We start from the raw sequence: 12249 nt of genomic DNA, 5'->3' as shown, positions 1-12249 counted from the left end.
TAGAGGTAGACTGTTTCGACTTTGGCGTCGGGTCGCATCATGGTCGGCGGGCTCCGGAAAGAAATCGGGAGCACAGCATCCGGGATCAGTTGAGCGCTTTGAATGTGGGGTTCATGGAGCGCTTACCGTTGACCAGAGCACGCGCTACGAACAAACCGCCCAGCTTGTTCCCGGTAGAACCCAACGACGCCCTGCCCCATAGCGGAAACCCCGCGTCGACGGCCCGCACATGGCCACCGTGGTCGGCCCGCCGGGTGAAAAGATTTACTGCGACGAATGAGGCCGGGTGAAGGTCAGCTTTCCCTGGGACCGGGAAAGCAAGAACAACGAGTTCAGTTCCTGCTGGGTGCGCGTCTCCCACAGCTGGGCCGGAGGCAGGTGGGGCGCGATGGTCATTCCGCGCATTGGCCAGGACGTGATCATTCACTACGTTAACGGCGACCCGGACCAAGCCGATGATTGCCGGGCGTATCTATTGCGGAAACCAGCCACCGCCCTACGACCTGCCCGAACACAAGACCCGCATGACCATCAAGAGCCAGACCTACAAGGGCAGTGGGCCACTTGTCGAGGCAGCGCTGGAGTCCCTCTGCGCCACACCAGCATTTCGCTGTTCCGGGAGCTCACCTCAACCACCTGAGCCGCAAGTCGATCGGCGACACGTTGGCGTCCGAACAGACCCGCACCGATGTGCAGGAAGCCCGCGCCCTGATCGGCAGCGCCCACAAGCTGAATCGCGGCGCCTTGGCGTTCTACCTGCAGCCTGAGCGTGCACAAGGCCCGATTGCCCCCAGGCGCCGGCGTATCCCTGACCCCATTCGCCGATGCCCGACGACTGGTCGAGACACCGGGTCAAGTACAGACCCTCGACGCCGATACCCTGGAAGAAGCCACTCCCGCAGAGGGCGACGAGTAACCCGATGTCCTCGGCGAACTGGACAGTTGGGCCTGCCAGGAGAGGCACCATGCGCAAATGGATAAGTGCAAACAACATGAGGTGGGCGGTGGGCTGGCTCGCCCTGGCCGGACTGGCGCTGAGCTGGTGGCACCCGTTTCATCACACCCACGCTAGCGGCCCGCCGTGGATCTACGGCAACCCTGAGGCGCGCTTCACCGTCGTGCTACACGCTGACCTGGAATGCCCCCACTGCCGCATCTACCTGCCCCAGCTGCAACGGTGGATAGTTACCAACGATCACGTGAACCTGGCCTGGCACCACCTGCCACTGCCCCAACACGAACCCGCCGCCAGCCGTGAAGCGCGGTTGGTCGAGTGCGTTGGCCAGCTCGAAGGCCGCGAGGGTTTCTGGGGAGCAGTGGTCTGGGTCTACCTGAACACACAAGGCAATGGCCGCGGGCTTGCCGGCCACATCACCTATCCTGGTTCGACGCCAAGCCTGCAGCGTTGCCTGGCCGGCGAAAACGTTGCCCAGATCGTAGACGAGCAAAAAGCGCAGGCGCAGGAGAACGGATTGAATGCCACGCCAACCCTGCGCCTGATCGACAATCAAACCCAGCGCACGTTGACGCTGCAAGGCCCCATCGAACCCGATGCTCTTCTCTCGGCGGTGGACCTGTTGAGCGCGCCCGATATTTCCGAGAGGCCTGCTGACGTGATCAGCGACATGCCCAGGTAGGCTATGTTCGTCACGGCTACGGCACCGCGTGCGCTGTTGAACGCAGGTATCCCTGCCCTTACCGGGCCCACTTGTCCTTTCCTAACTTCAGGACTGTGAAAGTCCGGATGCCCATGGATCGGAGTGGCTTTGACCGAAACGAAAAAAGGGCCCGAAGGCCCTTTTTTCGACAACTTACAGACTTCCGTAGAATTCTGTAAGCCTATATTTGGAGCGGGAAACGAGACTCGCATCGGGCCTGCGAGCCGTTGAAATCTATGAGTTTTCAGCTATCCCCGAAACAGGGATAGCCTTGATTCTGGACTCATTTCTCGGAGTAAACAAGGACATTGGCCTGGAGACAGTGGATCAGTTCCGTTGCTGCGAGTGCCCCTAGACAGCAGCACAGCTCGGGCGGCTCACACAGCCCTTGCTGGGAAATGCATGGCGACCGTCTGCCTGCTCCCGGCATAAGCTGTTCCATATCCTTAACGAGGATACGATGGCCTTGGATGGTGACTTCCCATTTTCACGAAGCCTTTTGAGAACCCGCGTGACTGTGACTCGCGTCATCCCTGTCAAAGCTGCAATTTGCTTGTGTGCGAGAGGTACTCCAATTTCTCTCGCATTACCATCACGTTGCCATATTGCTCGGCTAAGCGATGGAGCAGCTCGGTAATCCACGCTTCCGGCTTCAAAGAGGTGAAATACTGAGCCCGTACCACGATGGTCCGCTGATTCATCGCGGTAATTCGGAGTAATGCCACAGCGATGTCCGGGTGTTCTGCGAAAACGGCACTCATTTCATCCGCTCGAAAAATCACCAACTAAAATTCCTCGAGCGCGACGGCAGAGGCAAAACACAGCTTTCTATCGAAATCTGCAACTTCCCCGCGGACGGCAAGACGTCCCATCATCTCAAGGGTGAACTCACTGCAGTCATCACGTACCGAAGAAATCTATATGTGTCCACGGAGGATGAGGTAGAAACAGTGATCTACCTCCACCGCGGCAGATTGGGCTTTGGCTTGTGCTTCATTACGTGGTAGGGAATTGCAAGCTATCCAGATGGATCAGCCCCGGCAAGCTCAATTTTGCATACAAGCCCTTGAGCATCTTGTTGAAGAAGCGCTGACTCCGCCAATCTCGACACCGCTGATGTACCGCGGACAACCGAACCGTATCGCTTAGACGTATCACGCTAGACGCGCTGGAATAAATCACTCAGAACAGGCCGCTGACCAACCTTCGATCACTGGCTTGTGCCCCCGTGCGACGAGCAGCGTTGAGGAGTTCAGCAATTGATTCCGGTTGGCGAAGGAAACTCTCCTGCAATACGCATGCCAGATATTTTCGCAAAAAGTCCAGAACTCCACGGAGGCTAAATCGGCTGGAGTTTTCACGGAGCATCAAATGATTTCATATATAGCCCAAGCTTGGCTAGCCGTTGTGTAGCCAGAAGAATTCCTTACAACTTTTAAACGGGCACTGCTGTTGTGTACTTCACCCGAGAAAGAGCAAACTGGGAATTTGCTGACGCAACTGCCGGATGCCGGAGTAGCGTTCTCATCAGGAAGTGCTCATATCCGCGAATGTCTGCAGCTACGATCCGCAACAGGTAATCCCACTCGCCCGAAACCGTGTAGCACTCAAGAATATTGTCCTGATCTGCCACGAATTGCTCGAATACCTTTGCGTCTGCCTCACTGTGGCTTTTCAGCCTCAGTGAGCACATCACATCGATATCTTGGTTGAGCGCCTGGCGATTCACCAACCTCACCGCTCCCTGGAGAACCCCACCATCTTCCAGTGATCGCACTCGCCGCCAACACGACGCGGGGGAACTAGCTACCACATTAGCCAGCTCCGTTGCAGTCAGGCTAGCGTCCCGCTGTAGCGCTCGAAGAATTCGGCGATTCAAATCATCTAGCTGAATAGAATTTTCCACTAAAACCTCATTTTTGAGTATCACGCCTCAACAGGCGGAAAAGAAGGATCAATCAGATCATACAATTTCACGCAATATAGTTACTCTATTCCTCTCCAAGCACCATCCGGGCCACACTGGCCGACCTGTAGAGTCTCATGCCCAAAATCAGCATTACCCCAGCCACCATCACGATTTTCTCTGGAGTGGTTGCAGCAGTTCACTTGGGGAAGGTATCGCCTGCCATTCCCCTCCTGCAAGAAGCTCTCGGACTCTCCTTGGTCCAAGCCGGCTTTCTCCTATCACTGATGCAGATCGCCGGGATGCTGGCTGGCATGCTCATCGGCTATCACTGCGACAGGCTAGGTCCTCGTGCAAGTCTGCTCATCGGCCAAGGCATCCTCTGTGTCGCCAGCTTTGCTGGATCGTTAAGCCAAGATGTGTATCAACTATTAGCGCTACGGGCGTTTGAGAGTCTCGGCTTTTTGATGGTTGTCCTGCCCACACCCGGACTGCTTCGAAGGATCGTTCCTCACAACCGCCTGGCGCTTCATCTCGGCCTATGGGGTTGCTACATGGCACTGGGCACGTCCGTAGCCTTTTTCAGCGGGCCGATTTTTCTGCAGTTTTTCAGTTGGCGTATCTGGTGGTGCATGGCTGCATTGACGTCGGCAATCATCATCCACCAATTGTGGGCGCGTCTTCCGCACGGTCTTAGCCGTGCGCATCGAGCAGGCGCCCAAGCTATGAACCCTTTGGTCCACATGCCCTTGCGCTCGCAGATCATTGCTCATTTGAAAGGCAGAGATACGTGGTACATCGGTATTGCCTTCGCGATGTACGCGGGGCAATGGCTTGCAGTAATTGGATTCTTGCCATCCATTTATGCGACAGCAGGGGTATCACCCACCAAGTCTGCACCACTCACCGCGATTGCGGCATTAGCTAATATTTTCGGGAATATTGCTGCGGCCTTGCTATTACACCGTGGTGTCAATACCAAAACACTTCTGACAATCGGTTACGTCGGCATGACGGTAATGTCCCTGGCTGCCTTCATCCCTCTGACCGGTGATATGCCGGTGTTGCGCTACTGCGCGGTGATTGTCTACTCCGGCATCGGTGGCGTCATCCCAGGCAGCCTGTACCTACTGGCTATCAACGCTACCCCGAATGAACGGCAGCTCTCGAGCACGTTTGGCCGAGTGCAGCAGCTCACTTCAACAGGTATGTTTCTGATGCCGCCGCTCCTGGCACGGCTGGCCTATCTCGCCGGGGGTTGGCATTGGACTTGGTTAGCCACTAGTTTTGCATCTATTCTTGGGCTAGTTTTAGTATCCCGCCTGGCGAGCAAGAAAAACACCTAAGAACGCAGCCATGCTCACTGGCAATTACCCAAGGCCCTCACTGGGACAGTGAGTTGCCTAAGTACCCGAGCCTTGTTGAGATCGCTGCCGCAGCCTGCTTCAACGCTGTGGCCATGGGTGTAGACCAAGCACTTGGAAGACAGTCCTGATGCCCTAGCAATGTCAGCACCAGGACTGGCTGACCTTCATGACCGAATACAGGGGCAGAGAAGGCATTAACGCCAGGCATTGGCTTGCCCACGGCACGTGTGCAGCGATGGTATTTGTACTCTTCCCGAGCCGAGGCAAGCTGAGCCTCGAAATCTTCAGCCATGCCAGTACGCGCTCCAGTATCGCCGATAGGTAGGCCGTCCAAAGCTCGAGCGACGACTTCGCCAGGAAGAACCGCAGCAAAGGCGCGGCCGGTAGCAGTGCCAAAAGTCGACATGACAGTCCCCGGCCGCATCGCAACATGAAGGGGCTGCCTGGCATCGATCATTCGGATAACGGTGGAACCGAGATTTCCCCAAACCGATACGGCAACAGCTTGTTCGGTATCAGCGGCTAGAGACTCCACAATCGGCATCGCTTCACGGGTCGGCTCCATCTGATGCAGAGCGGTGAGCCCCATCTGAAGGGCCGCAGGGCCAAGGCCATACCTGCCACTTTCGGCACATTGAGAGACCAGGCCGAGGCGTGAATAGCTCACGAGGTATGGGTGTGCTCTTGATGATGGAAGGTTCGCGCATGCAGCCAGATCCTTGAGGGTCATGGGATCTTTGCTTGCAGCTAACGCAAGCAGTAGCCGGCCTCCAACCTCAATGGATTGGACTGCACGCTGTGCTTTGGTGGTGTCGTCGTCTGGAGTGCTCATGCTCGCATTCTGACAAATGGATGGTGCAATGACAAATAGATTGCCAAATTTGCAAATCTATTCGCTAATAACAAAGAACCAGCGTTACCTGGCCTGCGACTGAGCAGCCAGATGACGTACTGGAGAATGTTTTGGCTGAACATGGAGACGACAATGCTGCACCAGCAATCATATGACGCTCTGCGACAAGGCTACCGAGCCGGCAAATTCTCCCCTGTCGATGTAATAAAGTCGGCGCTTCTGCATGCCAGAAGCCTAAACGAGGCGACCAACGCTTTTTCGCTGATTGACGAGGACGTCGCGATGACCTTGGCGCAGGCATCTGCGAACAGGTGGCAGAAAGGTCAACCGCTGAGTCCTATCGACGGCATGCCAATGACGGTCAAGGATTCAGCCGCAGTGGATGGCTGGCCTTCAAGAAAGGGCTCCCGCTTGTCTTCAACCGATCCGGTTGCGGCTAGTACGACCTATGTGAGTCGGCTTCTAGATGCTGGGGCAGTTCTCTTCGCAAAAACTCGAGCGCCAGAGTTCAACTGGAAGGGTGTTACTGACAGTCCTGCATTCGGCATCACCAGGAACCCCCTGGATTTGAGGCTCACCCCTGGTGGCAGCAGCGGCGGCTGTGCAGCTGCAGTCGCTGCAGGGGTTGTCAGGGTGTCGCTTGGCAGCGATGCCGGTGGCTCAGTACGAATCCCAGCTGCGTTCACTGGGACGATTGGCTTGAAACCTTCCTTTGGCCGAATCCCAATGGCACCCGTGCCCAGCGCGTTCTTCAATGTGGTCAACACCGGGCCGATAGCGGCAAGCACCCCAGATTTGGCTGATGTGATGAAGATTGTCAGCGGCGCCGACGGTTACGATTGGACATCAGAGGGCCTCAAAGAGGCGACTTTCGAGGTGGATCGTAAGCCCGATGCTGCCTTGGAGATTGGCGTCCTGGATATTGCCCGATGGGGGGATAGCGATCCCACCGTCAAAGCCGCCATGCAAGAAGCAATCGATGTTCTCAACGCCAACGGGCTTGATCTGAAGGAGGTCGATTTCGATGTGAAGCGCGCCTCGGACATCGGTGCATTCTTCTACCGCTTGGGGTGTCTGTCGGCAGTTCAGAGCGTACCAGCAGAAAGCAGGAGCCTCCTGGATCCAGGCCTGCTGCAGTTTGTCGAGGTGGTGGAGACCGCTGACTTGGCCGACCTGATGGCGATGCAAAAAGACCGTGACCTGCTCTGCTCTCAGCTGCAAAAACTGTTCGAGAAGGTTGACGTGATCATGCTTCCGACCTTGCCAATCTTGCCGTTTGCAGCAGGGCGGAATGCCCCCGAGGGCTGGCATAGCGATGACTGGTTCTCGTGGAACCCCTTCACCCCAGCTTTTAACCTGGCACAAGCTCCCGCTCTTACGTACCCGCTATGGCCGGCAGGATCGGAGCTGCCAGTCGGTATCCAATTCGTGAGCGCTAAGGGAAATGATGACCTGCTGGTAGCGCTTTCAGGGCTACTGGAAACATTGATTCCACCTCGCATAGCCACCACTGCACATCAACACACCTCGCAGTAGCAGCGCTGCCTCCCAAAAAGGCGGATGCCACTCGTCCGCCTCTTCCAAGTCTTCACTTTCCCTCGCTGACGCACCTCCCATCCATTTTTCCTGCTTTTTCAACCACTTTCCTCGCCGTGAAGACCGAGGTCGGTTGAACGGTGCGCGGCGTCACTTTCAACAAACGTGTTCACCATTGGCAAATCATCTGTTAAATTGCAAACTCACTCGTCAATAACAAATCAACCTATGAGGCATTCATGAGTACGAAGGTTTTTGCCAGCCACGCTGACACCGAAGTGAAAAAGGTGACGTTCGAGCAAATCTCGGAACACACCTGGGCATACACCGCCGAAGGTGATCCGAACACTGGCATCATCATCGGCGATGACGCGGTGCTGGTAGCCGATACTCAGGCGACCCCTGCGATGGCGCAGGACGTGATCCGCCGCATTCGTGAAGTCACTGACAAGCCGATCAAATATGTCGCGCTGACCCACTACCATGCAGTGCGAGTCCTGGGCGCGTCGGCTTACGGCCCGCAGCAGATCTTGGCCAGCCAAGACACTTATGACCTGATCGTCGAGCGCGGTGAACAAGACAAGGCAAGCGAGATCGGTCGCTTCCCTCGTTTGTTCCAGAACGTTGAAACCGTTCCTGAAGGCATGACCTGGCCGACCATCACCTTCCAAGGCAAGATGACTCTCTGGCTGGGCAAGCTGGAAGTGCAATTGCTGCAACTGGGGCGCGGTCACACGAAAGGCGACACCGTGATCTGGCTTCCTGAGGAGCGCAGCCTGCTCTCGGGTGACCTCGTGGAGTTCGACGCCACCCCATATGCAGGGGATGCCTACTTCGAAGATTGGCCAACCACCCTAGACAACATCGCGAAGCTGAAGCCGCTGACTCTGGTTCCAGGTCGCGGCCCAGCCCTGAAAGGCGAAGAGCAAGTGAGCGAAGGCCTGTCAGTCACTCGTTCCTTCATCGTCGATCTGTACGACAGCGTTAAGAAAGGTGTTGCAGAAGGCAAGGATCTGAAGACGGTCTACCGCGAGACCTACATGACCCTGAAGCCGCGCTACGGCAGCTGGGTAATCTTCGACCACTGCATGCCGTTCGACGTGACGCGTGCTTATGACGAAGCCACCAAATATACCGACCCGCGCATCTGGACTGCAGATCGCGACCGTCAGATGTGGGAAACGCTGGAAGGCTAAAGCACCACCCTCGTCGTACTCACGAGAGTGAGCACGACGAGAAACAAAGTCATCACAAACCGCACTTGATCAATCATCAGCACCAAGCAGGCCACCCACACGATCCATGGCATGCAACGGGACGGACAACACCAACGATGTGGTCACCGTCCCGTAACTCCCAATCCTATCGATGACGCTCTCAAGCTCTTCACTCGACTTGGCCAGGATCTGGACGAGATAACTATCTGCCCCGGTCAACCGCATTACCTCGATCACATTCGGTGTTTCTTCGAAAGCCTTGATCAGACTCTTACCTTGCTGTGCCGGCGCTGAGATTCGAATCACTGCCTTGATGGGATGGCCAAGCCTGGCCCAATCCACTTCTGCACGATATCCCTTGATTACCCCGTCTTCCTTCAGCCGACGAATCCGCTCAGCACACGCTGGCGACGTTAGACCCACCTCTGCCGCGAGCGTTTTGTATGACGCTCTTGCGTCTTTCAGAAGCAAATTGACCAGCTTCAAGTCAATCGCATCAAGTAAGTTTCGCTTCGTATTAGCCACAAAAAAAATTCCTAAACGCCTGAAAAAACATTTTTTCTAAAGCACGTGGTTGATTTTTTGGGGGACAATCAATCCACAAGAAATTAAACAGATGGTATTCCAACCTTTGGAAACCGGCAACACCAACCATCTGATCCATGTGAAGAGCCATGTTCCTGGAACATGGTCTGCGTAAGAGGAGAGTTTTTAATGCCCCCACCCCCTTTTCGCACGACCTTACTATCTCCCTTCATTTTTCTGGCATTGCCATCTGCTACGGAACATCAGCTGCGCTTAAATAGCGAACTGGTTGACAGCCCCTATTCCAACTGAATACCACTATCGAGATCTTTAGGCGCCTTGAACCTGCTTGAATGAATGGCAAGGAGATTCCAAGGCCAACACCCATATTGCACGAAGGCAGCAACTAGAAACCTAAAAAGCGCAGAATAGAGTCAAAAATTCGTTAGTGATTTCATGGTGAGGTGCGTTCGGACGGCATAGATGTCCGATGCCCCTTATACCTTGACGTGCACAATAAAAATGGAAAAAACCATGAACAACAAGCACAAAAACAATGAGCTACACCGTGGACTCAAGAACCGTCACATCCAACTGATTGCACTTGGCGGCGCGATTGGCACCGGGCTTTTCCTTGGAGTTGCCCAGACTATAAAAGTTGCTGGGCCGAGTGCAATTCTTGGGTATGCAATCGCTGGAATTATCGCTTTCTTGATGATGAGGCAGCTTGGTGAAATGGTCGTAGAAGAGCCTGTTGCTGGCTCTTTTAGTCACTTTGCCAATAGCTACTGGGGGCCATTTGCAGGTTTCCTGTCTGGTTGGAACTACTGGGTACTGTATGTGCTTGTTAGCATGGCAGAGCTGACAGCTGTAGGTATTTACATTCAGTATTGGATACCGTCCATCCCGACTTGGGTATCTGCCCTTGCGTTCTTTGTATTGATTAACGCGATCAACCTTCTACATGTCAAGCTATTCGGCGAAATGGAGTTCTGGTTCTCGATTGTCAAAGTCGCAGCCATTGTTAGCATGATTGCATTCGGCTTATATCTGCTGGGTAGTGGACAAGGCGGAGCGCAGTCTAGCGTGACTAACCTTTGGGCACTGGGAGGTTTTTTCCCGCATGGCGTTAGCGGATTGGTCATGGCCATGGCGGTAATTATCTTCTCATTTGGCGGCCTAGAACTCATCGGCATCGCAGCCGCTGAAGCTGAAAGTCCCCATCGCACGATTCCAAAGGCGACAAACCAGGTTGTCTATCGGGTACTTATTTTCTACGTAGGTGCTCTCGCGGTTTTGCTCTCTCTCTATCCATGGAACCAAGTAGAGCAAGGTGGTAGCCCGTTCGTGTTGATTTTCCACTCCTTGAATAATGAATGGGTAGCCACTGCGCTTAACGCTATTGTGTTGACTGCCGCACTCTCCGTATACAACAGCAGCGTTTATTGCAATAGCCGCATGCTTCTCGGCCTGGCAGTACAAGGGAATGCCCCAGCTGTGCTTAAGAAGATCAATAAGCGCGGCGTGCCCGTTAATGCCCTTGGCGTATCGGCAGTGGCCACTGGCTCCTGTGTCCTGCTGAACTATCTGATGCCAGGTAATGTGTTCGAGTTCCTCATGATGCTGGTAGTCGCGGCAATCGTGATCAACTGGTCAATGATTTCGCTCACGCACCTTAAATTCAGAAACCACATGATCAAAGAAGGGCGTCAAGCAGCTTTCAAAGCACCTCTTCAGCCATTTACTAACTATGTCTGCCTCGCCTTTATGGCTGGCCTGGTGGTCATTATGTACATCCCGGAATCTACTCGTCTCGCCGTGATCCTGATGCCAATTTGGCTGGTTGGCCTAACGCTCGTGTATTTCCTGCGCTCAAAAGCGGGAAAGAGAACGAAGGCAATCTCTGGAGAAGAGATCGCACCCTTCGTTGACGGTGCCAAACCAGTCGAAAATCAGTGTGCTTCAGTAAAACCATAGAACTCACAGGGTAAAACTTTACTAATCAAAGCATGGTGCGGGTGCAGCTTTACATAAGAAAGCAGCACCTTGCAAAAAATGCTTCACACTAACCATTCGCTATTGATAAGGCGGCAAGCAATGAAAAAGGTAACAACCGCAGGATTTTCACTGATCGAATTCGTGGCCGAGTCTCCTGCTGAACTCGTGCCTCTATTTGAGAAACTCGGCTTCGCTCCATGCGGCCAATCGGAGCGCACTGACGCCGTGCTTCTTCGTCAAAACGAAGCGTTTGTTATCGTGAACCCGTCGCCGAACCCGTTCAGGGATGTTCACGGTGCCTCGGTGCGCGCCATTGGCATTAACGTTGACAACGCTGTGAACGCAGTGGCCCAAGCTATCGGCGGCGGCGCACGCGTTGCCCAACCTGAGGAGTTCGGCACCTTCGTAGTTGACGCTCCTGCAATCGTTGGTATCGGCGACAGCCTCGTATACTTCGTCGACAAAAACGTCTTTGAGGAATTTTCGAAGCCTTACGCGGCGACGCTGATCTCTGATGGCGCTCACGCCCACATCAAGAGCATCGACCACACCTCCAATATCGTCGAGCCTAAAAATCTGGACGTATGGGCGGACTTTTACAAAGACACGTTTGCCTTTACCCAGAAACAGTATCTGGACGTAAAGGGTAAAAAGACTGGTATGCGAGCTCGCTCGATGGTGAGCCCATGCGGCAAAGTGTCCATCCCGATTGCTGCTGCTGCTCACGATGAGCCTGGTGTACTCAACCAAAACGACGAGTTCATCCGGGATTACAAGGGCGAAGGTATTCAGCATATCGCTTTCTTGTCGACGAATATTGAAAAGACCATTGAATTCCTGCAAGCAGGCGGAATTGAATTCATGGACGCTCCAAACGATATTTACTACGGCAACATCGATAGCCGTATCCCAGGTCATGGCTTGAGCCTTGCAGGTATTCAAGAGCGTGGGATTCTCGTTGACGGCAAGGGCGGCAACCGTATTCTTCTGCAGCGCTTCACTCGCCGGCAAATTGGCCCAATTTTCTTCGAAATCATTGAGCGTCGCGGCGAGGACGGATTTGGCGAAGGTAACTTCAAGGCTCTGTTCGAGAGCCAAGAGACCGACCAAGAGAAGCGCGGCACCATCTTGGCCAAAGATTTTTCTTAATCAGATCATCATCAACAACTAACCAGATAAGGAGTAATTC

Annotated in this window: 13 protein-coding genes; 8 read left to right on the top strand and 5 right to left on the bottom strand. The window is 54.4% G+C overall.

Translation table 11 applies throughout. From position 1 onward, the window contains the following. Positions 1-286 precede the first annotated feature (286 nt). The 3 genes from F3J44_RS30020 to F3J44_RS28405 all read left to right on the top strand — a co-directional run bounded on the left by F3J44_RS30020 (position 287) and on the right by F3J44_RS28405 (position 1637). Positions 287-640 (top strand): phage baseplate assembly protein V, encoded by a 354-nt coding sequence (locus F3J44_RS30020; protein ID WP_370526794.1) that lies wholly within the window; start codon positions 287-289, stop codon positions 638-640. 129 nt (positions 641-769) lie between these two features. Beyond that, on the top strand, positions 770-916 hold the full coding sequence (locus F3J44_RS30490) for a hypothetical protein (protein WP_370526795.1): 147 nt from the start codon (positions 770-772) through the stop codon (positions 914-916). 49 nt (positions 917-965) lie between these two features. Beyond that, positions 966-1637, top strand: coding sequence for a DsbA family protein (locus F3J44_RS28405; protein ID WP_167277805.1), 672 nt, complete (start codon positions 966-968; stop codon positions 1635-1637). Between the two features lie 372 nt (positions 1638-2009). Here the strand turns inward: F3J44_RS28405 and F3J44_RS30485 are convergent, their stop codons facing one another. From F3J44_RS30485 to F3J44_RS30480, 3 genes are all read right to left on the bottom strand, one after another. Continuing rightward, on the bottom strand, positions 2010-2300 hold the full coding sequence (locus F3J44_RS30485) for a helix-turn-helix domain-containing protein (protein ID WP_205300230.1): 291 nt from the start codon (positions 2298-2300) through the stop codon (positions 2010-2012). After that, a complete protein-coding gene (locus F3J44_RS29670) occupies positions 2195-2419 on the bottom strand; it encodes a hypothetical protein (protein WP_205300231.1) in 225 nt (74 codons plus the stop codon). Before F3J44_RS29670 ends, F3J44_RS30485 begins: the two co-directional genes overlap by 106 nt. Positions 2420-3093: 674 nt before the next feature. After that, complete coding sequence (locus F3J44_RS30480) at positions 3094-3564, bottom strand: Lrp/AsnC family transcriptional regulator (protein WP_167277803.1); 471 nt, start codon at positions 3562-3564, stop codon at positions 3094-3096. 137 nt (positions 3565-3701) lie between these two features. Here F3J44_RS30480 and F3J44_RS28390 point away from each other — a divergent pair, with 137 nt between their 5' ends. Continuing rightward, positions 3702-4910 carry a CynX/NimT family MFS transporter gene (locus tag F3J44_RS28390; RefSeq protein ID WP_167277802.1) on the top strand — a complete coding sequence of 403 codons (1209 nt, stop codon included), beginning with the start codon at positions 3702-3704 and terminating at the stop codon, positions 4908-4910. A gap of 37 nt (positions 4911-4947) precedes the next feature. Here the strand turns inward: F3J44_RS28390 and F3J44_RS28385 are convergent, their stop codons facing one another. Beyond that, positions 4948-5763: an IclR family transcriptional regulator gene (locus tag F3J44_RS28385; RefSeq protein ID WP_167277800.1), complete on the bottom strand. Its 816-nt coding sequence runs from the start codon at positions 5761-5763 to the stop codon at positions 4948-4950. A gap of 153 nt (positions 5764-5916) precedes the next feature. Between F3J44_RS28385 and F3J44_RS28380 the strand changes: the two genes are divergently transcribed. Together F3J44_RS28380 and F3J44_RS28375 are read left to right on the top strand one after the other, a co-directional pair. Further along, positions 5917-7320 (top strand): amidase family protein, encoded by a 1404-nt coding sequence (locus F3J44_RS28380; RefSeq protein ID WP_167277798.1) that lies wholly within the window; start codon positions 5917-5919, stop codon positions 7318-7320. A gap of 239 nt (positions 7321-7559) precedes the next feature. Then, complete coding sequence (locus tag F3J44_RS28375; protein ID WP_167277797.1) at positions 7560-8516, top strand: MBL fold metallo-hydrolase; 957 nt, start codon at positions 7560-7562, stop codon at positions 8514-8516. Between the two features lie 69 nt (positions 8517-8585). Here F3J44_RS28375 and F3J44_RS28370 read toward each other — a convergent pair whose 3' ends face one another. Continuing rightward, the gene (locus F3J44_RS28370) at positions 8586-9062 is read right to left on the bottom strand and encodes an Lrp/AsnC family transcriptional regulator (protein ID WP_167277795.1); all 477 of its coding nucleotides are present in this window, start codon (positions 9060-9062) and stop codon (positions 8586-8588) included. A gap of 534 nt (positions 9063-9596) precedes the next feature. Here F3J44_RS28370 and F3J44_RS28365 point away from each other — a divergent pair. Both F3J44_RS28365 and F3J44_RS28360 read left to right on the top strand, forming a co-directional pair. Further along, entirely contained in the window at positions 9597-11039 is a 1443-nt protein-coding gene (locus F3J44_RS28365) for an amino acid permease (RefSeq protein ID WP_167277793.1), read from the top strand. A gap of 120 nt (positions 11040-11159) precedes the next feature. Further along, the gene (locus F3J44_RS28360) at positions 11160-12209 is read left to right on the top strand and encodes a 4-hydroxyphenylpyruvate dioxygenase family protein (protein WP_167277792.1); all 1050 of its coding nucleotides are present in this window, start codon (positions 11160-11162) and stop codon (positions 12207-12209) included. Positions 12210-12249 lie beyond the last annotated feature (40 nt).

Source organism: Pantoea sp. Tr-811 (assembly GCF_011752535.1).
Taxonomy (GTDB): Bacteria; Pseudomonadota; Gammaproteobacteria; order Pseudomonadales; family Pseudomonadaceae; genus Aquipseudomonas.
Note: the sequence above shows the minus strand (reverse complement) of the source record. Positions and strands in the feature narration are given on the sequence as shown.